A 21,727-nucleotide genomic window follows, 5' to 3' on the forward strand; every position below is an offset into this window, starting at 1 on the left:
CTGCCCTTCTTGGTGCCGATGATATGGCCGGCGAGCTCCAGCATTTCCTTGTCGAACTTGATGTCCGGGATGTCCTTAAAGACGGTCTCGGCGGAGCGAACCTCGTAGTCGAAATTCAGCATGGTGGCGATGACGTGGTCGTCCTGCGCGCGGATCAGCAATGTCCGGTTACGGCGAAACAGCACCGCCTGGGCGAGCGCGGCGACCTTGTTGTCGCGCATGCTGCGCATGATCAGGCCGAGGGCTTCGGCATCGTGATCTTCAATGGGGGCAAGATAGTAGGGCCGGTCGAAATAGAGCTTGTCGATCTCCGCCAGGGGAATGAAGCTCTGGACACCCATCACCTTGTCGCTGTCGGGCATGACGCTGGCGATCTCGTTGCCTTCGATGACGATATAGTCGCCATTGTCCATCCGGTAGCCCTTCACCTGATCCTCGCGATCGACGGGCTTTCCGGTTTCGCTATCGACGAACTGCCGCTCGACGCGGTGGCCGGTCTTGCGGTTGATGATGTTGAAGGACAGGCGGTCGGAGGATGAGATGGCGGTGTAGAGACCGACGCCGCAGACAAGGTCGCCAATCTTCAGATGGCCTTTCCAGCTTGCCCGCGCCGCCATGTCACTCTCCTACGCTACAGTTATCCTATCAGAGTCTGCTACCGCTTCTGTCAGTTTCAAGGGGCTGGAACTGCCAACCGCCATCAGGAGCCGGATAAGCGAGCAAAGCATCGCCATCGCCGATCTTCTGCCGCGATGCGGCGCTCCTGGCGCGATCGGCGGCTTCCTCCGCCGTCGCATAGGTTTCGGATATCGTATCGCCGAGCTTGTAGGCCCAGCCTTCATCATGCGGCACGATCTGATAGGTAATGTCGACCATCTTTTTCTCCTCTCTTCAGTCGTAGTCGCGTGGAGCGCCCTTGCGGCGCTCGTCCAAAGCTATGATCTTTTCGACGGAAGCGATCTCGTCGCTGGTCACCGGCCGGACAGGATCGGAGGCGATCGCCTCAAGCACCGCGTCGGACAGCCCTCCGTTGCGGATGACCCATTCGAGCGTCTCCCTTGTCTCGCGTTCGGCCTTCAATTGCGCATAGAGCGCAATGATCAGCCGGTCACGCGGATCGAACTTCTGGTTCTTTTCCGAGACCTTACGAACATTCGGCATAGGAACGCCCTTTCAGAATTGCTCCCGATCAAGCTTTGAAACGTGATGTAAGAGAAATTGTTCCGTCCAGAAATTGCGGAACGATCGGCGGCTTCAACTGTTCTTCCCCTGCAACCTGCGCTTTGCAGAGCGCCAGCCACGTGCGGCTCGCAGAGCGGAGCAATCGAGGAAGGCCGGCGACAGAACCGGGCCGCCCTTGGTGGACCTCCTGTCACCTGAGAAGCCCGCGTCCACCCGGCGCGGGCTTTTTTCGCCAGCCATGCCTCAGACGCTCATTCCTGCTTCGCGCATCAGGAAATCCAGCAGCCGGTTTTCCTCAGCGCGAAGACCGCGCAGCGGTGCCGCCGCCTCGGCCATATCCTCCGGAATTTCGCGATCGCGATCGGCCAGAGCGATGACGCGCGGATGGATATAGCTGGAGCGCGAGATCGCCGGCGTGTTGTGCAGCACCTCGGCTGAAGCCTCCGCCATCTCCTTCACGGTCGGGCGCCGCCCTTCGAGGATCGCGCTTCGCGCCACGCCGAAACCGGCAAGCGATCCGGCCCATGTCCGGAACGTCTTGGCAGAGATGGCAATGCCGGAGATCTCGGCGAGATAGCCGTTCAAGCGCCCGGACTCGACGGGCTTCAGCGATCCCGTCTCATCTTTCCAGACGAAGAGCTGGCGGCCGGGAAGATCGGCGATCTCTTCCAGTATCTTCTGCAGGCGCGGATGCTTGAGGCTGCGCTGCACCCGCTTGCCGCCCTTGGCGCGGAACTTCAGCTCGATCTTCCCGTCGTTGAGCTTGATATGGCGCTTGAGCAGCGTGGTGGCACCGTAGCTTCCATTTTCCTTGACATAGGCCTGATTGCCGACGCGCAGATGCGCCTCGTCGAGCAGCGTCGTCAGCGCCGCCAGGATGCCCCTGATATCGTCGACGCCGGTGTCGAGATCCCTCAGCGCCTGCCGGCGGATTTTCGGCAATGCCTGGCCGAACTCGATCAGCTGATGGAACTTCTCGACGCTGCGAAAGGCGTTCCAATCCTTGTGATAACGGTACTGCTTCCGCCCGCGGGCATCGTAGCCGGTGGCCTGCAGGTGACCGTTTTCCTGCAGGCAGATCCACACATCGTCATAGGCGGGCGGCAGGCCGAGCGCAGCAATGCGGTCCTTCAGTTCCGGGTCGGCAACCAGCTTGCCGTCAGGCAGCCGGTAGCAGAAGCCCTTGCCCTTCCGGCTGCGGCGAATGCCGGGCTCGGTATCGCTCACATAGATCAGGCCGAGATCGGCAATCGCGTCCGCATTCATCGCGCTATCGGTGGCCCATCATTTCGGCTTGCGGCCGAAGTTGAACCAGCGGCGGCGCTCGGCCGTGTCTGCCTCTTTCGGCGGCTCCGTCGCGCCCTTCGGCGCAAAGACGGCGACGCTTTCGCGGTAGAGCGTGATCGGGCTATCGACATCGATGATCTCGAAGGCATCGTCGGCGCCGGTCTCGACCAGCCGTTGCCAGTGATCAATGCCGTTCACCTCAGGCAGGCTGATCTCGCAATCGCCACCGGCATTGAACAGCATGAAGAGGCCGTCCATCTTCTCGCTGTCGGGCGTATGGACGCTGCGGGAGATATAGACGCCGAGGACGCGAAGCTCGCCGTCGTTCCAGGCGCCGTCGTCCATGAAGGTGCCGTCGTGCTTGTACCAGGCGATCTCGATACGGCCATCCTCGCTGGTCTCGCCGGTGAGGAAACGCTCCTGACGCAGTTCGGGATACGCTTTGCGGAGTGCGATCATCTTCTGGCAGAAGGCCAGGAACGGGTCGTCAAGGCCACTCCAATCGATCCAGCCGATCTCGTTGTCCTGGCAATAGGCATTATTGTTGCCATGCTGGCTGTTGCCGATCTCGTCACCGGCGACGATCATCGGCACGCCCTGTGACAGCATCAGCGTCGCCATCATATTGCGGCGGCGGCGGGCGCGGTTGTCGTTGATGCCCTGATCATCCGTCGCACCTTCGGCACCCATATTGTCCGAATGATTGTCGGAATGGCCGTCGTTATTGTCCTCGCCATTCGCGTCGTTGTGCTTGTCGTTGAAGGACACGGTGTCCATCAGCGTGAAGCCGTCATGGGCGGAGAGCAAGTTGACCGAGGAGGTGGCGCCGCGGTCGGAATGATTGAACTGGACGGCAGAGCCGGTGATGCGCTGCGACAGGCTGGAGACGAGGCCGCCATCGCCCTTCCAGAAGCGACGGACATCGTCACGGAACTTGTCGTTCCATTCGCGGAAGGGATGCGGGAAGCCGCCGACCTGATAGCCGCCCTCGCCGACATCCCACGGCTCGGCTATCAGCTTGACGCCGGCGAGGATCGGATCCTGGCGGATGGCGCTGAAGAAGATGCCCTGGCGGTCGAATTCCAGATCCTGGCGGCCGAGCGTGCTCGCCAGATCGAAGCGGAAGCCGTCGATATGCATGACGCCCACCCAATAACGCAGGCTGTCGAGCACCATGCGCATGACCATCGGATTGGCGATGTTCAGCGTGTTGCCGGTGCCTGTCGTGTCGAAGGTGTGGCGCGCGTCGTCGGGTGAGAGAATGTAGTAGCTCGCATTATCGAGGCCGCGGAAGGAGAGCGTCGGGCCGCGCTCGCTGCCTTCGGCGGTGTGGTTGTAGACGACGTCCATGATCACTTCGATCCCGGCCGCATGGAACTTGCGCACCATCGTCTTGATCTCGGTGATCTTGTCGCTGGAGAGATAGCGCGACTGCGGGGCAAAGAAGCCGAGCGTCTGGTAGCCCCAGTAATTCGTCAGGTTCTTCTCTTCGAGATAGCGATCGTTCGGGAAGAACTGGATCGGCAGCAATTCAATGGCGGAAACGCCGAGCTTCGTCAGATGCTCGATGATCGGCTCGCTCGCCATGCCGAGGAACGTGCCGCGCAGATGATCCGGCACCTTCGGATGGGTCATGGTCATGCCGCGCACATGCGCCTCGTAGACGATCGTCTCCGTCCACGGGCGGCGGATCGCCTGATCGCCGTCCCAATCGAAATCCGGATCCTGCACAACGCCCTTGACCATGAAGGGGGCGCTGTCGCGCTCGTCGAAGGAAAGATCGTCCTTGCCGATCGTGTAGCCGTAGAGCGCATCGTCCCACTTGAGATCGCCGACCACCTGTTTTGCGTAGGGATCGAGCAGCAGCTTGTTGGGATTGAAGCGATGGCCGTTCTTGGGATCATAGGGGCCGTGGGCGCGGTAGCCATAGACGGTGCCCGGCCCGACGCCGGCGATATAGCCCGACCAGATATCGCCTTCGCGTTTCGGCAACGGCAGGCGTGCTTCTTCTTTCTTGCCGTCGGCGGAGAAGAGGCAGAGCTCCATCTGCTCGGCATGGGCGGAATAGACTGCAAAATGCGTCCCGGAGCCTGTATATTCTGCGCCAAGTTCAGGCTTGAGGAAATCGAGTTCCGAGAATGAATAGCTCATCTTTGTGTCGCCCATCCTTTATATCGCTTCACTAAATGGTTTCGCTGCCATGACAGCAGGCGAGCCGGACAGGCGGTTCAATCTGCAGGCACAACAAAACACTGCGTCCGGCAATAACGCCCGGCACAGCGATGAAAGTGGCTTGGCTTGAACATGATCGTCCGTCTCGAAGGTACAGGAACGGCGATCGCCTTCCCCCAATCCTCGAAACGTGAAGGGAACCCGAAGGTTCCCTTGTGCAGTGCAAAATATCGGCGAGAGGAAGCGCCGATTAAGGCATCAGCTGGCCGCCATTGACCTCGATGATCTGGCCGGTGATGTAGCCCGACAGCGTCGGCGAGGCCAGGAAGAGATACGCGCCGACGCAATCTTCCGAGGTGCCGACAAAGCCCATCGGGATCGACTTGCGCTGCAGCTCCATCTGCTCGTCATTGGTATAGCGCTCGTGGAAGGGCGTGGCGATGACGCCGGGTGCGACCGCGTTGACGCGGATGCGATCGGGTACGAATTCCTTGGCGTGGCCGCGGGTGATCGTCGAGACGAAGCCCTTGGATGCCGCGTAAAGGATCGCGCCGTTGCCGCCGCCGTTGCGGGCGGCGATCGAGGTGGTGTTGATGATGAAGCCGCCCTGCTTCTTCAGCCAGGGATGGGCGGCGCGCACTGCTGCCAGCACCGAGCGGGCGTTGAGGTTCATCACCTTGTCGTAATGCTCGTCGGTATATTCCGACGTCGGCTTGCGGCCGAGCATGCCGCCGGCATTGTTGATCAGGCCGTCGAGATGGCCGAAGGTCTTGGCCGTCTCCTCGACAACGCGCTCCGTCTCGCCTTCCCTGGAAACGTCGCCATGTACCAGATGGACCGTAGCACCTGTCGCACGGATTTCTTCGGCGAGCTTTTCGGCCGGCTCGCGGCTGGCATTGTAGTGGATGCCGACTTTCATGCCCTGTGCGGCGAAAGCACGGGCGAGAGCGGCGCCGATGCCGGTCGATGCGCCGGTGATGAGCACGGCCTTGCCGGCCAGATCCGGCAGCTTGATGGACGCGAGTGATTGAGCAAGATCAGCCATGGCTGCAAAGCCTCCCTAAAACAATTGCATGGTAATGATATGAGGGAGTCTTAGCAGGCCGTGTCCGCCAACTGCAATGCCGGACACGGGAATTTGTATCGGATCAGACGCGCTCAAGTGCCACTGAAATCCCCTGCCCGACGCCAATGCACATGGTCGAGAGCGAATAGCGGCCACCGGTTTCGGCAAGTTCGAGTGCCGCCGTGCCGGTGATGCGGGCGCCCGACATGCCGAGCGGATGGCCGAGCGCGATGGCGCCGCCATTGCGGTTCACGCGGCCATCGTCATCGCCAATCCCGAGCTCGCGCAGCACCGCCAGCCCCTGCGAGGCGAAGGCCTCGTTGAGCTCGATGACGTCGAACTGCTCCTGCTTCATGCCAAGACGGTCCATCAGCCTGCGCGATGCCGGAACCGGACCGATACCCATGATACGCGGCGGAACACCGCCAGCCGCACCGCCGAGAATGCGGGCGATCGGCCTGAGACCGTATTTCTTCGCCGCCGCTTCCGAGGCGATGATCAGCGCCGCAGCGCCGTCGTTCACGCCCGATGCGTTGCCGGCGGTGACAGTCCCGCCCTCCTTCTTGAAGGGCGTTCCGAGCTTGGCAAGCGCCTCCATCGAGGTCGCGCGCGGATGCTCGTCCCTGTCGACGACGATGGAATCGCCCTTACGCTGCGGGATGGTGACGGCGGTGATCTCCTTGCCGAGCCGGCCGCTTGCCTGGGAGGCCGCAGCTTTTGCCTGCGAGCGAACGGCAAAGGCGTCCTGATCCTCACGGCTCACCTTGTAATCTTCGGCGACATTCTCGCCGGTCTCCGGCATGGAATCGACGCCGTACTGCTTCTTCATCACCGGATTGACGAAGCGCCAGCCGATCGTCGTGTCGTAGATTTCGGCATTGCGCGAAAAGGCCGTATCGGCCTTCGGCATGACGAAAGGCGCCCGCGACATGCTCTCGACACCGCCCGCGATCATCAGCTCCGCGTCGCCCGCGCGGATCGCCCGCGCCGCCGTGATGACGGCATCCATGCCAGAACCGCAGAGGCGGTTGATCGTGGTACCTGATACGCCGAGCGGCAGACCGGCCAGCAGCAGCGACATGCGCGCAACGTTGCGGTTGTCCTCGCCCGCCTGGTTGGCGCAGCCGAAGATGACGTCGTCGACGGCATCCCAGTCAACGGAAGCATTGCGCTCCATCAGCGCCTTCAGGGGCACGGCGCCGAGATCGTCGGCGCGGACGGAGGAGAGCGAGCCGCCGAAGCGGCCGATCGGCGTGCGGATGTAATCGCAGATGAAAGCTTCAGCCATCGGTGAACTCCTTACAGCTCGGGCACGGCGAGATCGGCAACCGGGCCTTCGATATGCAGTTTTGCGCCGGTCATTGCCTGCAGTTCCTCGACCGACATGGCGGCAAGCTTCTCGCGCAGCACGAAGCGGCCCTTGACGATGTCGATCACGGCATGGCTCGTATAGACGCGGGTGATGCAGCCGACACCGGTCAGCGGAAAGGTGCATTTCTCGACCAGCTTCGGCTCGCCGTTCTTGGTCACATGCTCGGTGATGACGCAGACCTGCTTGGCGCCATGGACGAGATCCATCGCTCCGCCGACTGCCGGGACGCCCTTGGAGCCGACCCGCCAGTTGGCGAGATCGCCGTTTTCCGAAACCTGATAGGCGCCGAGGATGGCGATATCCAGATGGCCGCCGCGCACCATGGCGAAGCTGTCGGCATGGTGGAAGAAGGCTGCACCCGGCTTCAGCGTCACCGCCCGTTTGCCGGCATTGATCAGATCCCAATCCTCTTCACCGGCGGGCGGCGCCTCGCCGAAATTCAGGATGCCGTTTTCCGTATGAAAGATCGCCTCGCGCCCTTCGGGCTGGTAGCGGGCCACCATTTCGGGGAAGCCGATGCCGAGGTTCACATAGGCGCCGTCGGTAATGTCCTGGGCGGCGCGCCAGGCGATCTGGGCGTTGGAAAGCTTGATGTCTTCGCGGGTATCGAGTGTCATACGTAGGCCACTCCGGCTCGAATGAGCTCTTCTTCCTGTTGCGGATTGGCGATCTCGACGACGCCATCGACGAAGATCCCTGGCGTCACTACCTGTTCCGGATCGATGCCGCCCGCGGGCACCAACTTCGAGACCTGGGCGATCGTCTTCGCCGCCGCCATGCACATCAGCGGGTTAAAGTTGCGGCCAGCCTTATTGTAGGTGAGGTTGCCATGGGTATCGCCGAACTGCGCCTTGACGATCGCGAAATCGGCCTTCAACCAGCGCTCCTGCACGTAATGCCTGCCATCGAACTCGGCGATCGGCTTGCCTTCGGCGAGCTCGGTTCCGTAGGTCGTCGGTGTATAGAAGGCCGGAATCCCGGCACCACCGGCGCGGATGCGCTCGGCAAGTGTACCCTGCGGCACCAGCTCAAGCTCGATCTCGCCCGCCAGATACTTGTCGGTGAAAGCCCGCGGATCGGACGAGCGCGGGAAGGAGCAGATCATCTTCCTGACCATCCCGGCATCGATCATCGCCGCAATACCGATCCGGCCGTTGCCGGCATTGTTGTTGATGACGGTAAGGTTCTTCGGCCCCTTGTCGATCAGCGCATGAATAAGCTCGATCGGAGCACCCGATCCGCCGAACCCGCCAATCATCACGACGGCGCCATCACCAATATCGGATACGGCGTCGGCCGCGCTCCGGATCGTCTTGTCCATGCCGGATATCTCCTCGCCTGGTATCGCGGGGATCTCCCGCCTCAGGCGGAATGGATAAGTCCGCAACGGCGGGGCAGGCAAGCAAATTGTGCGTTATTTGACATTTGTTCGCATATCGCACATCGTATTCTTTGAGAACAAACGAGGTATGGCATGCGCGAAACGGACTTCGTCAGCGGGTTTGCGAGGGGGCTGAAGGTCATCGAGGCCTTTGGCGAGATGCATCAGCGTCTCTCGATCACCGATGCCGCCAAGCTGACCGAGCTCGACCGCGCGACGGTGCGGCGGTCGCTTTTGACGCTCTCAGAGCTTGGCTATGCCGATTACGACGGCAAGTTCTTCACGCTGACGCCGAAGGTGTTGCGGCTGGGGCACGCCTATCTCTCGGCGACGCCGCTGCCCGCCATCCTGCAGCCGCATCTCGATCTGCTGTCGGAAAAGGCAGGGCAGAGCGCCTCGGCCTCGGTGCTCGACGGCACTGAGATCCTCTATATCGCCCGGGCCTCGCAGAGGCGGGTGATGTCGATCAACCTGACGCCGGGGAGCCGCCTGCCCGCCTATTGCGCTTCGATGGGCCGGGTTCTGCTGGCTGCACTCCCCGAAGCCGAGGCGCGCGCCATTCTTGCCCGCAGCGATCTCAAGGCGAATACGCCGCGCACGCTCACCGACCCCGAGAAACTGATCGCCGAATTCCAGCGCGTCCGCGCCCAGGGCTATGCGGTCATCGATCAGGAACTCGAACTCGGCCTCTGCTCCATCGCCGTCCCCGTCGAGAACGACCGCGGCCAGCTGATCTGCGCGCTGAATATCGGCGCCCCGGCGGCGCATGCTTCGGCTGACGAAATGGTGACGCGCTATCTGCTGCTGATGAAGGAAACGCAGGCCGCCCTTCGGCTCGTCCTGCGCTGATCACATCCCGAGCTTCGCTCGCTCCGCCAAGCGCCATGCGCGCGGTGTCTGGCCCGTCTGCTTCACGAAGAAGCGGGAGAAATAGGCGGGATCGGCGAAGCCGAGGCGGTAGCTGATTTCCTGGGCGCTGCCGAAGGTGAAGACCAGTTCGCGCTTTGCTTCGTCGGCAAGCCGCTGGGCGATCATCTCGTGCGTACCGAGGCCGGTCGCCGCCTTGACGATGCGGTTGAGATGGGTCGGCGAGATGCCGAGTTCGGTGGCATAGAAGGCGGCGGGCTTGTGGCTGCGCAGATGCTGCTGGATCAGGCCGTTCAACCGCTCCATGCGCCGGCCGTTTTCGTCTGCCCCCTCACCCGCAGCGCGTCCGGAAAGCCGCATCGTCAGCTGCAGTGCGATCGTCACATAGGCTTCGAGCAAATCCGTGCGGCCGCTGTTGCGGGTGGCGAATTCGGCGCCGAGGCGCGACAGCGTCTGTCCGGCATAGGCGGCATCGGGATTATTCCTGTCGAGCACGGTCAGATGCGGATGGGCGAGCCATTCGCCGAGCGGGCTGCGGCCGCCCGGCAGCGCCTTCAGGTGCGAGGCGAGCACGGTGATGACGAAGCCGTCGATGTCCCTCGAGAAGCGGAAGCCGTGTGTGAGGCCGGGCGGCACGGTGATGACGGTGTCGGCCGCGATCTGATGATGCTCGGCGCCGAAGATCGCATCCCCCGATCCGGCACTGATGTACAAAATCTGGAAAAAGCTCTCATGGCGATGCAGCTTGATCTCCCAGTGATGCAGGCTGCTGCGTGAGGGAATTGTTTCGCAATGCAGCCAGAAATCCGGCTTTCGCCCGGAATTTTCACCATAGAGCTCATAGGTCGGGACGAACTTCGTCATCGCTGCCGCCTCCTTCGATGTTCGATTAGTGCAATTTCTGGCCTGAAATGTCCATTGCCCCGGACCGCCCCTCTTCACAGAATTGCAGGAAGAGGACGCCAGGAGGAAACATGCGCACCAAAGTCGCCATCATCGGCTCAGGCCCGTCGGGCCTGCTGCTCGGCCAGTTGCTGACGGAAGCCGGGATCGACAACGTCATCCTCGATCGCGTCGGCAAGGATTACATTCTCGGGCGCGTGCGCGCCGGTGTGCTGGAAGAAGGCACGGTCGGCCTGATGGATCAGGCGAAGTCAGGCGCGCGCATGCATGCCGAGGGGCTGCCGCATGACGGCTTTTCGCTCGCCTTCGACGGCCGCGATCACCGCATCGATCTGCACGGCCTCACCGGCGGCAAGCGGGTCATGGTCTATGGACAGACCGAGCTGACGCGCGATCTGATGGAGCATCGCGAAGCAAGTGGTGCGGCGACGATCTATGACGCGGCCAATGTCACTCCGCATGATTTCGATGGTGAAACGCCCTACCTGACATACCAGACAGACGGCATCACCCATCGCATCGATTGCGATTTCATCGCCGGCTGCGACGGCTTTCATGGCGCCAGCCGCAAGGCGGTGCCCGCATCGGCGATCCGCACCTTCGAGAAGGTCTATCCCTTCGGCTGGCTCGGCATTCTCGCCGACGTCGCGCCTGTCAGCCACGAGCTGATCTATGCCAATCATCCGCGCGGCTTCGCACTCTGTTCGATGCGCTCGGAAAGCCGCAGCCGCTATTACATCCAGTGTCCACTCGACGAGAAGATCGAAGACTGGAGCGACGAGCGCTTCTGGGACGAACTGCGCAGCCGCCTGCCCACACACCACGCCGAGGCGCTGCAGACCGCGCCGTCCTTCGAGAAGTCGATCGCGCCGCTGCGCTCCTTCGTTGCCGAGCCGATGCGGTTCGGGCGCCTGTTCCTGGTCGGTGATGCTGCCCATATCGTGCCGCCGACGGGCGCCAAGGGGCTGAACCTTGCGGCGAGCGATGTGCATTACCTCTTCTCCGGCCTCGCGGAATATTATGGCGAACGCTCCAGCGCCGGGATCGATGCCTATTCCGGCCGGGCTCTATCGCGGGTCTGGAAGGCAGTCCGCTTCTCCTGGTGGATGACGACGATGCTGCACAGCTTCCCGGACACCGGCGATTTCGGCCAGAAGATCCAGGAGGCCGAGCTCGATTATCTCACCCATTCCACAGCTGCCGCTACGGCGCTCGCCGAAAACTACGTGGGTCTCCCCTACTAGCCTGATGCCTTTCGCGATCCACGGAAGGCAGCCTGGAAGCGGCGGCGTCTCATGCGTTCCCGCCGCCGCTTCACCACAACAGGCAACGCGCCGATGAATATGCTCGACAACTGAAATACGATGTCCGATCCTGTGACCGTTGGGTTTTGAACACCGGTCAGCGAGCGGGGCAGATCGTGGAGACGCGGGAACAGGAAATTTCGACGGCGCGCAAGAACGCCTATCTGGTCGGTCTGGTGACGCTGATCATGCTGGCCGGCCTGCCGCTTGCCGCCTGGCTCGATGTCAGCACCCTGTCGCGCGATGCCGTCCATCGCCAGGCGCAGGACATGAGCTCGCTGATCACCAGCATCCGGTCCTACTATGCCACCAATGTCGTCGGCCGGATTCTGGCGGCCCACACAGCCGGACAGGAAGAGCGAACCGCCGTATCGCACAACTATGCGAATATTCCGGGCGCCGTGCCGATCCCGGCGACGCTATCGCTGGAGCTCGGCGATGTCATCAAGGAACAGCAGGCGAATATCACCTATCGCTTTGTCTCCGACCTTCCCTTCAAGAACCGGGCGTCGCACGATCTCGACAAGTTCGAGAGCGATGCGCTGACCGCCCTCAGGAGCAATCCGAAACAGACGCTGACGGAAAACAAGCGCTCCGGCTTCACCAATGTCTTCCGGCTGGTGACCCCGGTTCTGATGGGGCCGCCTTGCGTGGCCTGCCACAACACGCACCCTGAAAGCCCGAAGACCGACTGGAAGGTCGGCGATGTCCGTGGCATTCAGGAGGTGATCATCCGCCAGCCCTTTGCGGCCAACATCTTCGCCTTCAAGTATCTGCTTGCCTATTTCATCTGCGTCGCGGTGCTCGGCGCCTCCTTCATCGTCATGCAGCGCCGTCAGGCTTCGCTTCTCCATGCCTTCAACCACGACCTCGAATCCACCAACGAATTCCTGGCCAGCATCTCGTTGAAGATCTCGCGTTATCTCTCGCCGCAGATCTACAAGAGCATTTTCAGCGGCCAGCGCGACGTCGTCATCCAGACCGAGCGCAAGCGGCTGACGATCTTCTTCTCCGATATCAAGGACTTTACCGCCACGACCGAGCGGCTGCAGCCGGAAGCGCTGACGGAGATGCTGAACGAGTATCTGACGGAAATGTCGAAGATCGCGCTGAAGCATGGCGGCACCGTCGACAAGTTCATCGGCGACGCGATCCTCGTCTTCTTCGGCGATCCCGAGACCAAGGGCGCGGTGGAGGATGCCAAGGCCTGCCTGCGCATGGCCGTCGACATGCAGCAGCGCCTCGGCGAGTTGAAGGCGAAATGGCGCCGTGATGGCACGGCCGAGCCCTTCATCGTGCGCATGGGCATCAATAGCGGCTACTGCAATGTCGGCAATTTCGGCAGCACCGACCGCATGGACTATACGATCATCGGCGCCGAGGCCAATCTAGCGGCGCGGCTGCAGTCGATCGCCGAAGGCGGCAAGATCGTCATGAGCTACGAGACCTACGCGCTGGTCGAGGACATCGTAGAGGCCGTGCCGCTGACACCGATCACCATGAAGGGCATTCAGCGCGATATCGTGCCCTACGAGGTGCAGGGCCTGCTTGTCGGCGGCGACGGCCATACGCGGGTGATGAGCGAGCATTTCGCCGGTCTCGACCTGCATCTCAACATGTCGCAGCTGGAACCGGCCGAAAGGAACAAGGTGAAGGCGGCGCTGATGGAGGCATTGGCCGCGGTGGAAACGCCTGCCGAGAAACCAGCCTAGGATTTCGGTGCACGGGCAGCGATCGCCTTGATAACGGCGGCCATATCGAGGGCGCCGAGGCCCATCTCCACGGCTTCCGCATAGAGATCGCCGCAGATATCGAGCAACGGCACCGGCGTGCCGATCGCGCGGGCGGCATCGACGACCAGCCGGTTGTTCTTCAAGACGTCGGCGATCGCCGCCTGCGGCGCGAAATCCTCATCGGCGAGCTTGCCGGTCTTGATCCTCGATATGCCGCTCGCCATCTGGCCGCCATCGGCGATCCGCTTGAAGAGCTGCATGTCGAGCCCCTGGCTGGCGGCGAAATTGGCGGCTTCCGCCAGTCCCGTCACCGTCGAGATCAGGAAGATGTTGACGGCGAGCTTCATCAGCAGCGCATTCGGCACCGGACCGCAGGCGATCGCATCGCGGCACATCGGCGAGAGCAGCGGCCGGATGCGCTCGACGACATCACTCTCCCCGGCAAGCATCGCAACGAGTTCGCCGGCCTCGGCCGGCAGGCGCGAGCCGGAAACCGGCGCCTCGACGTAGAACCCGCCCGCGGCGCGGATATCGCTTTCCAGAGCCTTGGAAAATTCCGGCGCGGTCGTGCCCATATGGATCAGCGTGCGGCCACGGACACGTTCGGCAAAGAGAGCGGAGCCGCGGCCGAGCACGTCGTCGATCGCCGCCTGCGTCGCCAGCATCAGGATGATCGCATCGGCCTGGGTGAAGACCTCGCCTGCGCTCGCGGCAACCTCGGCCCCGGCCTGCCGCAGCGGCTCGGCCTTGTCCGCCGAGCGGTTCCAGACGGTGAGCGGCTGGCCCGAGCGCACCAGATTGAGTGCCATCGGCGTGCCCATGATCCCGAGCCCGATGAACCCTATCCGCATGGCTTGTCCTCCCATTCGAGAGGACTATGCGCGGGCGTGGACCGGGCTGTCTTGAACGTTAGTGCCGGGTCGATGAAGGCTGGCGAAAATAAAGACGTGTAGCGTCATTGAAATCACAACTTTAGACCACAATTCAGCGGTAAAAAATACAGCAACCAGTTGTTTAGGACCGGTGCGCATAATACTCATCATCATTACATAGCCCTTGCGGTGCTTCGTTAGACAGTGGCCATGACAGTCGTTTTCAAGCGGATCAATAAAGATCAGGCGCTTCTCGGCGCCGCCATCATCGTCGAAGCCTATAGCGCCGAACCCTGGCACGAACATTGGTCGATCGAGCGGGCGACTGCCCGCATGGTCGAGCTGTCGACGACGCCAGGCTGGATGGGCGTCGGCGCGCTGGATGGCGACGATCTGCACGGCTTCGCCATCGGCTATCCGCACACGGCGGCCACCGGCTGCATGCTCTACATTCCCGAAATCGCCGTCATGCCCGCTCACCAGGGCAAGGGCATCGGCACCACACTGTTGAAGCTTCTCGAACAGGAAGCCTTGGCCAGCGGCTTCTCCAGCACCTGGCTCTTGTCGCAGAACGAGGGCGTCGCCGCGGACTATTACCGGTCCGCGAGCTACAAGCAGTCTCCCAATCACCGCATCTACTCGAAGCCGCTGAAGTAGACACGCCTTCGCGCAGCAGACCGGATCTGGCCTCGATGGCTACCGTCCGGACGCGCGAAAGCGGCGGGCAACACGATCGCCGCCCGCACCTCAAAATCCCAGAACTCAATCAGTCGATATCAGCCGTCGTAATGGCCGGCGGCAACGGAATCGGCGGATTTCACGGCGACAGCCAGATTGACGCCCTTGGTGATGACGCTGCCCCGCGCCGCAAGCGCCGCCGCCTCCGCCAGCGCGCCCGCCTTCGGTACGCTGAGCGGCGTCACCGTCCCGCGGCCGAGATCCGCCACCCAAAGCCCTTTTTCACCTTCAACACTGATCACAACAACCTTAGTCATGCTGCAATTCCCTCTTCCAGAGTTGATGTTAAAAGCCTGCCTTCTTCAGTCCTTCGCGATAAAGGTCTTTATGCCACTGTTCCTTGCTCGGAACGGCGGACAACCATTTATCGACATCGAAGTTCGGATTGGCCTCGCGGACACGGCGAACGAGGACACGCGCCTTGTCCTTGTTGCCGAGCATCGCCCAGCTGGCGGCCGCAAGCCTGTCTGCCAGGCTCGGATCGCTCATCTGGCTGATATAGTCCAGTGAAGCCGAGAATTCGCCCAGCGCATAGTTGGCGCCGGCCGCAGTCCAGAGATAGGGATCCGGGCTCAGCGGATTGAGCTCGATCGCCCGCTCGATCTTCTGCAGCGCCATGCCGGGGCGCGAGCAGTGAACCAGCGTATCAGCATGGTCGGCGATGACGTCGGCATAATGCGGCGAGAGCGTTTCGGCCACTTCCATCGCCTCGGCGCTTTCGTCGAAAGCGCCCTGCAGCAGCTTGGCGACGCCGAATTCGCGGTAGCCGTCGGCCAGATCGTTGCGGGCCTCGATCGATTTCGTCGCGAATTCCTCGGCCGATTTCAGCAGTTCCATGTCGCCGCGGGCGGTCAGCAGCCATTCCTTCGAATAGGTGCGCGCCGTCGAGCTCAGCGCCGGAGCAAAATCCGGCGTCGCCTTCAGCGCAGCGCGCATCTCCTTGCGGGCACGGCGCAGGTTCGGCAGCGTCAGCCGGCCGAGATATTGCTTGCCGACCAGATATTGGTGATAGGCGGCGGGATTGAGCTCCAGGTAGGAGCGCGTCGCCTCGTGGCGCTCGATCTCGCTGGAGACCGACAGCGCCACCCGGCGCGAGATCACCCGGCGGTCGCGCAGCAGGTCGGCTTGGCTGAGGCTGAACCGCTCGGCCCAGACGATCTGGTTATCGTCGAAGAAGATCAGCTGGGCAAACAGCTTGACCTCGTCGAAGCCAGTGATCTGCGTATCCAGCACGTAATTGACCGAGTGGCGTTCGAAGAAGGCCGACTGGTCCTCGTTCTGATGGCCGATCTGCACGGCCGAATGCGGGGCGATCACCTGCAGGCTGTTGAAGGCGCAGAAGCCGATGGTGATGTCCTCGATCAGCGAGGCGGCGATCAGGATCGATTGCGGATTGCTGGAGAGATTGCGCGGCGGCAGCAATACGAGCCGCGGAATTGCCGGGCGGCCGATCTTGTTGAGCGGCAACGCGTCGATGCCGTCATTGGCCGTAGCCGGGCGCGCTTCGACCTTGTGCTGGCCGTTCGCACCGTTCGGTGCCACGGCTTCGAGGCCGCGCGAGATCGAGCTTTTGCGCCGCTCGATATAATCCCGGATATAATCAACCTCCTCCTGCGCATCGAAGATTTCGAGCAGCAGGCGAAGAATGTCGGAATCCTTCGGCTCGTCGCGGAAGACGAGGAGACCGGCCTTGCGCAGGATTTCCCAATCCTCGGTGGACTCGACCGGTAGCGAAACCGCTTTCAGCGCATCCTGAAGCAGGCCGGAATGGCGGTAGATCTGATCCTTCTGCCAGGTCTCGAACACGCCGCTCTGGCAATTCACCTGACCGAGAAAGGGATGGCTCATCGCCTTGGTCAGTTTCGCAAGCCGTGGCATCGCATCGCCGGGAAGCGGCAGATCGGTGAAGTCGGCGGTCAGCGAAGCCGGGTCGAGCGAGACGGCGGTATCGGTGAAGATCAGGAACTGGGCGCCGAGCTGGTCCTGGCGCGCCTTGATGCGCGAGATCGTCTTGCGCAGGTTGGAAAGCGAGACGGCCTTGTCCTCGTTGCCCCACAGGAAATCGGCGGCCATGGTGCGGTGTGCGGCGTTCTTATCGAGCGTCAGCAGGTAGGCGATCAGGAGCAGGCCTTTTTCCGGGAAAGCGATATCGTTGCCTTCCGCGTCGGCAAGCCGCAAGCGTCCGAACGTTTCGACGATAAAAGCCATTTTAACCTATGAGTTGCGCGCCGCCCCGAGTCGCATCTCTCATGCGAGACAATTATGCAACCAAAATACGAATAACGCTCAGCAAAGCAAGCGCTTGCCAAGCGGTCAGGAGATATGAGTTTGGCTTAATATGCGCGCGAATTCAACTGTTGTGCAGCGCACACATGACGATTACTCAGCCGCGAGTTGGTGAAATGGCCGGGCACGACCCGCATGAGGCGCATGCCCGGCCCAAACGGGCTACTTCTTAACCGGGTAACCGGCGGCTGCGAGGATCAGGTTGGCAACCTCGCGCGGGTGCGAAATCAGCGACACATGGCTCGAATTCAGCTCCACCGTGGTGGCGTTCATGCGCTTAGCAAGGAAGCGCTCAAGGTCCGGATTGGTGGTGCGGTCGTTCTTGGAAACGGCATACCAGCTCGGCTTGGTCTTCCAGGCAGCCTGCGTCGTCTTCGCGGCAAAGAGCGTATCGGAGATCGGGCCCTGTACGGCATAGAGCGCCAGCGCGTCCTTGTGGCTCAGGTCACCGGCGAAGTCATGCACGAAGGCATCTTCGCTGAGCTGGGCGAAACCGCCGTTATGAACCAGCCCCTTGCTTGCCGGGGGAGCCGGGAACTTGGCGGCGAGTGTCGGATAGTCCTCGCCGGCATCCGGCGCGCGGGCGGCCAGATAGACCAGTGCCGAAACCTTCGGGTCGACGCCCGTCTCGCTGACCACCATGCCGGCATAGGAATGGCCGACAAGCACGGTCGGGCCGTCCTGCAGGGCGAGAGCCCGCTTGGTCGCGGCGACGTCGTCGGCAAAGGAGGTGAGTGGGTTCTGGACCGAGGTGACATGCAGCCCGGCCTTTTGCAGCAGCGGGATGACCTTCGACCAGCTGGAGCCGTCGGCATAGGCTCCGTGGACGAGGACGACGTTGCGCGCCTTGACCGGCGCCTGATTGGCAGCAGAGGAGGCACCAGCAAAAGAGACTGCGGCGATGAATGTTGCCGCGGCAAAGGCGGCCTTCTGGAAGATGTTCATGATCTGACGTCCGTATCGTTTTCGTGATGAAGCACGTCGCTTCAAAACCCTATTCGACCGGCAGCCGCGGGGCGCAACATGATCACGCTTTTGTGACGGCCTCAATTTTTTCATCAGCCCGTGTAACGAAACGCTGGCAACAGCGAAAAGACGATCATGACCCCTCGCGAAGACACCTGGGCGGACGCCATGCGCGCCGCCCGCGGCGGCAATACCGGAGCCTACGAAGCGCTGCTCGAAGATATCGGGCGGACGCTGCGCGTGCTCGTCGGGCGCAGGCTGTCGCGGCTCGGCATGGGCACCGATCAGACGGAGGATATCGTCCAGGAAGCGTTGCTCGGCCTGCACATGATGCGCGACCGCTGGGACGACAGCCGGCCGTTCCTGCCCTGGCTGCACGCGATCGTCCGCTACAAGATCGGCGACGCGATGCGCAAGCGTAGCCGCGAGGCCCGCCACCGCTGCGATTTGACGCTGGACGAGCTCTCCGATGTCATCGCCGCGCCCGATCAGGGCGACCGCCATATGCCAGACATGGACAGGGCGCTTGCCAGCCTCTCCTCCGGGCAGCGCGACGTCGTCTCGTCCCTGGCGATCGAGGGGCAGTCCGTTCGCGAGACGGCGGAACGGTTGAAGACCAGCGAGGGTGCGGTCCGCGTCACCCTGCATCGCGCCCTGCAGCGCCTGACGGCCTTTGCCGATCCGGCGTCCGGCTATGCAAGAAAAGGCAAATCATGAAATCCGCCCAAGACACATCCGCGCTCATCCGCAGCCTGGCGCGCGAAGCGACCGAGAAGGAGCCGCCGCAGGGCCTGCGCTTCCATCGCCTACTGCTGCTTGCCGCCGGTTTCTCGCTGATGCTGTCGATCGCGCTGGCGCTCGGCGTCTTCGGCATCCGCCCCAATCTGCCTGCCGTGCTCGCCGGCACGCCGTTCCTGTTCAAATTCGCAACGATGTTGCTGCTTGCCGCAGGCGGCCTGGCGCTGGTTCGCCGCGCCGCCGAGCCGGGCACCGGCAGTTCTGCCTGGATGATGCTCATTCCGGGCTTCCTGGTGCTCGCCATGGGCCTTGCGCTCGACAGTTCCGGTTTCCCGCTTCTCGGCCGTCATGGCGGCGCGGTGCCGAGCTGCGTCGGCGCGATCGTTCTCCTGTCCTTGCCGGCGCTCGCCGCCGGACTGGGCGTTCTGAAACGCGGCGTGCCGGTGCAGCCGCTGCGGGCCGGGCTTGCGGCAGGCTTCCTTGCCGGGACGATCGGCGGGGCCGCCTATGCCTTCGTCTGCAAGAATGATGGCGCGCTGTTCGTCGCCATCTGGTACGGGCTGGCGATCGTCATCGTCGCGACGCTCGGCGCCCTGATCGGCCGCAAGGCGCTTGCCTGGTAGGATCAGGCCTTGGCCGACACCTCGTCGGCCGCTTCGCGGATCGTCTGCATCAGGATCGACAGCGGTAGCGACGGTATCGCGTCGGTCCGCATCGTCAGGCCGACTGGTCCCTTGGTCTCGCTGGTATCGATCGGCAACACGGCGAGAACGCCATCCTCGACATCCTTGGCAACGACGCCGGTCGAGATGATCCAGACCGCATCGCTTGAGCGCACGAAGGCGCGGCCGAAGCTGTCGGAGACCGTCTCGATCTGGTTCGGCAGGCTGGGCACGCCATTGGCGATCAGGAAGCTCTCGACGAAGGGGCGGATGATCGAGGCGCGCGTCGGCATCAGGATCGTGTAATCGCCGAGCGCATTGAAATGCGACTGCCTCGTCTTCAGCAGCGGATGACCGGCGCGAACGGCAAACACCACCTGCTCCGAGTAGAGATGCTCGAAGGAGAACCCGGCCATCTTTTCAGCGCCGGCGAGACGCCCGACCACGAGGTCGAGATCCCCGACCCTCAACTGCTCAAGTAGAACAGCATTTTCGCCCGTGACGATCTTCAGGCGGCTCCAGGTATTCTCCTTGAGAAACAGCTCCATCGCCCGCGGCATGATCCGCGTCGACACCGTTGGCAGCGCGCCGACGCGGATCGGCGGCGCATCGCCGACACGCTCCTGCGTCACCGAATCCAGCCCCTGGCGCAGCGCCGTCAGCGCCGCTCCGGCATGTTTCAGAAACACTTCGCCGTAGCGGGTGATCTTGATGCCGCGGCCGTCGCGCTCGAAGACTTCGACGCCCAGAACCTCCTCCAGTTCGCGGATCGTCTTGGTCACGGCGGGCTGGCTGACATGCAGCAGCTCAGCCGCCTTCATCACGCTTTTCTGGCGCGCGACCTCGACAAAGGTCTGCAGATGGCGGAACTTTATGCGGCTGTCGATCATCGATCACATAACTCCGGAGTTATCGGAAAGCCACGAAATATCATTTTACCTAACCAGATTAAACATTCAATTTCCTGTCCGGAGGAGTTTCCAGTGCAGTTTGCCCGCGTCAACGACATCGCCATTCACTATCAGGTTATCGGCGGCCCCGCCGACAAGCCCGTGCTTGTCTTCGCCAATTCGCTCGGCACCGATTTCCGCATCTGGCGCGATGTCATTGTCCGGCTGGCAGGCGATTTCGCCATCCTGCTCTATGACAAGCGCGGCCACGGCCTCTCCGATGTCGGCCAGACGCCCTATTCGATAGAGGATCATGCCTCCGATCTGATCGGCCTGTTGGAGACACTTGAGATCAAGAAGGCGATCATCTGCGGCCTCTCGGTCGGCGGCCTGATCGCGCAGTCGCTCTACCAGCAGCGCCCCGATCTCGTCAGCGCCCTGATCCTCTGCGACACCGCCCACAAGATCGGCACCGCCGAGACTTGGAACAGCCGCATCTCCGCCATCGAGAAGGATGGCATCGCCAGCATGTGTGACCCCATCATGGAGCGCTGGTTCACACCGGCTTTCCGACGTCCTGAAAACACTGCCTATAACGGCTATTGCAACATGCTGGTGCGCCAGCCGGTCGCCGGTTACGTCGCGACCTGCGCGGCCGTGCGTGAGGCCGATTTCACCGAGGTGGCAAAGACTATCGCCGTACCGGCGATCTGCATCGTCGGCGATCAGGACGGCTCGACGCCGCCCGATCTCGTCAAGTCGCTGGCACAGCTGATTCCCAACGCCCGCTACGAGATCATCCGCGATGCCGGGCACATGCCCTGCGTCGAGCAGCCAGAGGCGCTGACCGCGCTGATCCGCGCATTCATCGATTTCGCATTGCATGGAGAAAAGAGCCCATGAGTGACAGTTCGCGCCCGTCCGAGCGCCACAAGCAGGGCATGGCGACGCGCCGCGCCGTTCTCGGCGACAGCCATGTCGACCGCGCCGAGGCCGGATCGACGGATTTCGACAAGCCGTTCCAGGACCTGATCACCGAAGCCGCCTGGGGACATGTCTGGTCACGGCCGGGGCTGACGAAGCGCGAGCGCTCGATCGTGACGATCGCGCTGCTCGCCGCACTCGGGCAGGACGATGAAGTCGCCATGCACGTGCGCGCCACCGTCAATACCGGCGCCAGCCGCGACGATGTCTGCGAGGCGCTGCTGCATGTGGCGATCTATGCCGGCGTGCCGGCCGCCAATCATGCGATCAAGATCGCCAAGCAGGTCTTCGAACAGATGGACGCCGGGAAGGCGGCATAAGAGG

23 protein-coding genes are annotated in these 21,727 nt (G+C 62.5%); 8 read left to right on the plus strand and 15 right to left on the minus strand.

The annotated features are described in order from the left end of the window. The 9 genes from ku to ABIE40_RS19560 form a co-directional block, all read right to left on the minus strand. The coding region (gene ku / locus ABIE40_RS19520; protein WP_354541086.1) for a non-homologous end joining protein Ku at positions 1-617 on the minus strand (617 nt) is incomplete at its 3' end. A 28-nt stretch (positions 618-645) separates the two neighbouring features. After that, on the minus strand, positions 646-876 hold the full coding sequence (locus ABIE40_RS19525; RefSeq protein WP_112712249.1) for a DUF2188 domain-containing protein: 231 nt from the start codon (positions 874-876) through the stop codon (positions 646-648). Positions 877-891: 15 nt separating this feature from the next. Continuing rightward, complete coding sequence (locus ABIE40_RS19530) at positions 892-1,161, minus strand: hypothetical protein (protein WP_112712251.1); 270 nt, start codon at positions 1,159-1,161, stop codon at positions 892-894. A 264-nt stretch (positions 1,162-1,425) separates the two neighbouring features. Then, a complete protein-coding gene (locus tag ABIE40_RS19535) occupies positions 1,426-2,448 on the minus strand; it encodes a DNA topoisomerase IB (RefSeq protein ID WP_199625390.1) in 1,023 nt (340 codons plus the stop codon). 18 nt (positions 2,449-2,466) lie between these two features. Then, positions 2,467-4,620 (minus strand): glycogen debranching protein GlgX, encoded by a 2,154-nt coding sequence (gene glgX / locus ABIE40_RS19540; RefSeq protein WP_199625391.1) that lies wholly within the window; start codon positions 4,618-4,620, stop codon positions 2,467-2,469. Between the two features lie 271 nt (positions 4,621-4,891). After that, positions 4,892-5,686 (minus strand): SDR family NAD(P)-dependent oxidoreductase, encoded by a 795-nt coding sequence (locus ABIE40_RS19545; protein WP_130283593.1) that lies wholly within the window; start codon positions 5,684-5,686, stop codon positions 4,892-4,894. Positions 5,687-5,789: 103 nt separating this feature from the next. Continuing rightward, the gene (gene pcaF / locus ABIE40_RS19550) at positions 5,790-6,995 is read right to left on the minus strand and encodes a 3-oxoadipyl-CoA thiolase (protein ID WP_199625392.1); all 1,206 of its coding nucleotides are present in this window, start codon (positions 6,993-6,995) and stop codon (positions 5,790-5,792) included. Positions 6,996-7,006: 11 nt separating this feature from the next. Further along, positions 7,007-7,696: a CoA transferase subunit B gene (locus ABIE40_RS19555; protein ID WP_199625393.1), complete on the minus strand. Its 690-nt coding sequence runs from the start codon at positions 7,694-7,696 to the stop codon at positions 7,007-7,009. Next, positions 7,693-8,400, minus strand: a complete 708-nt coding sequence (locus tag ABIE40_RS19560; protein WP_199625394.1) for a 3-oxoacid CoA-transferase subunit A — start codon at positions 8,398-8,400, stop codon at positions 7,693-7,695. Before ABIE40_RS19560 ends, ABIE40_RS19555 begins: the two co-directional genes overlap by 4 nt. 153 nt (positions 8,401-8,553) lie before the next feature. Between ABIE40_RS19560 and ABIE40_RS19565 the strand changes: the two genes are divergently transcribed. After that, the gene (locus tag ABIE40_RS19565) at positions 8,554-9,309 is read left to right on the plus strand and encodes an IclR family transcriptional regulator (RefSeq protein ID WP_199625395.1); all 756 of its coding nucleotides are present in this window, start codon (positions 8,554-8,556) and stop codon (positions 9,307-9,309) included. Here the strand turns inward: ABIE40_RS19565 and ABIE40_RS19570 are convergent, their stop codons facing one another. Next, complete coding sequence (locus ABIE40_RS19570; protein ID WP_199625396.1) at positions 9,310-10,191, minus strand: helix-turn-helix domain-containing protein; 882 nt, start codon at positions 10,189-10,191, stop codon at positions 9,310-9,312. It abuts the gene before it with no gap. Positions 10,192-10,301: 110 nt separating this feature from the next. On the opposite strand from ABIE40_RS19570, the gene pobA reads away from it, so the two are divergent. Both pobA and ABIE40_RS19580 read left to right on the plus strand, forming a co-directional pair. Then, entirely contained in the window at positions 10,302-11,474 is a 1,173-nt protein-coding gene (gene pobA, locus ABIE40_RS19575; protein WP_199625397.1) for a 4-hydroxybenzoate 3-monooxygenase, read from the plus strand. Positions 11,475-11,722: 248 nt separating this feature from the next. Further along, complete coding sequence (locus tag ABIE40_RS19580; protein ID WP_112712649.1) at positions 11,723-13,246, plus strand: adenylate/guanylate cyclase domain-containing protein; 1,524 nt, start codon at positions 11,723-11,725, stop codon at positions 13,244-13,246. Here ABIE40_RS19580 and ABIE40_RS19585 read toward each other — a convergent pair. Continuing rightward, complete coding sequence (locus tag ABIE40_RS19585) at positions 13,243-14,118, minus strand: NAD(P)-dependent oxidoreductase (RefSeq protein WP_199625398.1); 876 nt, start codon at positions 14,116-14,118, stop codon at positions 13,243-13,245. The genes ABIE40_RS19580 and ABIE40_RS19585 overlap by 4 nt on opposite strands. Before the next feature lie 231 nt (positions 14,119-14,349). Here ABIE40_RS19585 and ABIE40_RS19590 point away from each other — a divergent pair, with 231 nt between their 5' ends. Continuing rightward, on the plus strand, positions 14,350-14,796 hold the full coding sequence (locus ABIE40_RS19590; protein WP_130283577.1) for a GNAT family N-acetyltransferase: 447 nt from the start codon (positions 14,350-14,352) through the stop codon (positions 14,794-14,796). A gap of 119 nt (positions 14,797-14,915) precedes the next feature. On the opposite strand, the gene ABIE40_RS19595 is transcribed toward ABIE40_RS19590, so the two are convergent. From ABIE40_RS19595 to ABIE40_RS19605, 3 genes are all read right to left on the minus strand, one after another. Next, positions 14,916-15,134, minus strand: a complete 219-nt coding sequence (locus tag ABIE40_RS19595) for a hypothetical protein (protein ID WP_112712271.1) — start codon at positions 15,132-15,134, stop codon at positions 14,916-14,918. Between the two features lie 28 nt (positions 15,135-15,162). Next, positions 15,163-17,085, minus strand: a complete 1,923-nt coding sequence (locus tag ABIE40_RS19600) for a hypothetical protein (RefSeq protein ID WP_199625399.1) — start codon at positions 17,083-17,085, stop codon at positions 15,163-15,165. A 240-nt stretch (positions 17,086-17,325) separates the two neighbouring features. Beyond that, positions 17,326-18,108: an alpha/beta fold hydrolase gene (locus ABIE40_RS19605; protein WP_199625400.1), complete on the minus strand. Its 783-nt coding sequence runs from the start codon at positions 18,106-18,108 to the stop codon at positions 17,326-17,328. Between the two features lie 156 nt (positions 18,109-18,264). On the opposite strand from ABIE40_RS19605, the gene ABIE40_RS19610 reads away from it, so the two are divergent. Then, a complete protein-coding gene (locus tag ABIE40_RS19610; protein ID WP_199625401.1) occupies positions 18,265-18,846 on the plus strand; it encodes a sigma-70 family RNA polymerase sigma factor in 582 nt (193 codons plus the stop codon). Next, a complete protein-coding gene (locus ABIE40_RS19615; protein ID WP_199625402.1) occupies positions 18,843-19,490 on the plus strand; it encodes an NrsF family protein in 648 nt (215 codons plus the stop codon). The genes ABIE40_RS19610 and ABIE40_RS19615 overlap by 4 nt, the downstream gene beginning before the upstream one ends. A 2-nt stretch (positions 19,491-19,492) precedes the next feature. Here the strand turns inward: ABIE40_RS19615 and pcaQ are convergent, their stop codons facing one another. Continuing rightward, complete coding sequence (gene pcaQ, locus ABIE40_RS19620; protein WP_130283567.1) at positions 19,493-20,419, minus strand: pca operon transcription factor PcaQ; 927 nt, start codon at positions 20,417-20,419, stop codon at positions 19,493-19,495. 93 nt (positions 20,420-20,512) lie between these two features. Here pcaQ and pcaD point away from each other — a divergent pair, with 93 nt between their 5' ends. Together pcaD and pcaC are read left to right on the plus strand one after the other, a co-directional pair. Next, positions 20,513-21,322: a 3-oxoadipate enol-lactonase gene (gene pcaD, locus ABIE40_RS19625; protein ID WP_199625403.1), complete on the plus strand. Its 810-nt coding sequence runs from the start codon at positions 20,513-20,515 to the stop codon at positions 21,320-21,322. Continuing rightward, entirely contained in the window at positions 21,319-21,723 is a 405-nt protein-coding gene (pcaC, locus tag ABIE40_RS19630; RefSeq protein ID WP_112712285.1) for a 4-carboxymuconolactone decarboxylase, read from the plus strand. Before pcaD ends, pcaC begins: the two co-directional genes overlap by 4 nt. Positions 21,724-21,727 lie beyond the last annotated feature (4 nt).

Source organism: Rhizobium sp. OAE497 (genome assembly GCF_040546565.1).
GTDB lineage: Bacteria > Pseudomonadota > Alphaproteobacteria > Rhizobiales > Rhizobiaceae > Rhizobium.

What these genes read in the sequence shown, in the direction of transcription:
- ABIE40_RS19525 (WP_112712249.1), bottom strand. Translation starts at nt 876, where the DNA reads ATGGTCGACATTACCTATCAGATCGTGCCGCATGATGAAGGCTGGGCC.
- ABIE40_RS19530 (WP_112712251.1), bottom strand. Translation starts at nt 1,161, where the DNA reads ATGCCGAATGTTCGTAAGGTCTCGGAAAAGAACCAGAAGTTCGATCCG.
- ABIE40_RS19535 (WP_199625390.1), bottom strand. Translation starts at nt 2,448, where the DNA reads ATGAATGCGGACGCGATTGCCGATCTCGGCCTGATCTATGTGAGCGAT.
- glgX (WP_199625391.1), bottom strand. Translation starts at nt 4,620, where the DNA reads ATGAGCTATTCATTCTCGGAACTCGATTTCCTCAAGCCTGAACTTGGC.
- ABIE40_RS19545 (WP_130283593.1), bottom strand. Translation starts at nt 5,686, where the DNA reads ATGGCTGATCTTGCTCAATCACTCGCGTCCATCAAGCTGCCGGATCTG.
- pcaF (WP_199625392.1), bottom strand. Translation starts at nt 6,995, where the DNA reads ATGGCTGAAGCTTTCATCTGCGATTACATCCGCACGCCGATCGGCCGC.
- ABIE40_RS19555 (WP_199625393.1), bottom strand. Translation starts at nt 7,696, where the DNA reads ATGACACTCGATACCCGCGAAGACATCAAGCTTTCCAACGCCCAGATC.
- ABIE40_RS19560 (WP_199625394.1), bottom strand. Translation starts at nt 8,400, where the DNA reads ATGGACAAGACGATCCGGAGCGCGGCCGACGCCGTATCCGATATTGGT.
- ABIE40_RS19565 (WP_199625395.1), top strand. Translation starts at nt 8,554, where the DNA reads ATGCGCGAAACGGACTTCGTCAGCGGGTTTGCGAGGGGGCTGAAGGTC.
- ABIE40_RS19570 (WP_199625396.1), bottom strand. Translation starts at nt 10,191, where the DNA reads ATGACGAAGTTCGTCCCGACCTATGAGCTCTATGGTGAAAATTCCGGG.
- pobA (WP_199625397.1), top strand. Translation starts at nt 10,302, where the DNA reads ATGCGCACCAAAGTCGCCATCATCGGCTCAGGCCCGTCGGGCCTGCTG.
- ABIE40_RS19580 (WP_112712649.1), top strand. Translation starts at nt 11,723, where the DNA reads ATGCTGGCCGGCCTGCCGCTTGCCGCCTGGCTCGATGTCAGCACCCTG.
- ABIE40_RS19585 (WP_199625398.1), bottom strand. Translation starts at nt 14,118, where the DNA reads ATGCGGATAGGGTTCATCGGGCTCGGGATCATGGGCACGCCGATGGCA.
- ABIE40_RS19590 (WP_130283577.1), top strand. Translation starts at nt 14,350, where the DNA reads ATGACAGTCGTTTTCAAGCGGATCAATAAAGATCAGGCGCTTCTCGGC.
- ABIE40_RS19595 (WP_112712271.1), bottom strand. Translation starts at nt 15,134, where the DNA reads ATGACTAAGGTTGTTGTGATCAGTGTTGAAGGTGAAAAAGGGCTTTGG.
- ABIE40_RS19600 (WP_199625399.1), bottom strand. Translation starts at nt 17,085, where the DNA reads ATGGCTTTTATCGTCGAAACGTTCGGACGCTTGCGGCTTGCCGACGCG.
- ABIE40_RS19605 (WP_199625400.1), bottom strand. Translation starts at nt 18,108, where the DNA reads ATGAACATCTTCCAGAAGGCCGCCTTTGCCGCGGCAACATTCATCGCC.
- ABIE40_RS19610 (WP_199625401.1), top strand. Translation starts at nt 18,265, where the DNA reads ATGACCCCTCGCGAAGACACCTGGGCGGACGCCATGCGCGCCGCCCGC.
- ABIE40_RS19615 (WP_199625402.1), top strand. Translation starts at nt 18,843, where the DNA reads ATGAAATCCGCCCAAGACACATCCGCGCTCATCCGCAGCCTGGCGCGC.
- pcaQ (WP_130283567.1), bottom strand. Translation starts at nt 20,419, where the DNA reads ATGATCGACAGCCGCATAAAGTTCCGCCATCTGCAGACCTTTGTCGAG.
- pcaC (WP_112712285.1), top strand. Translation starts at nt 21,319, where the DNA reads ATGAGTGACAGTTCGCGCCCGTCCGAGCGCCACAAGCAGGGCATGGCG.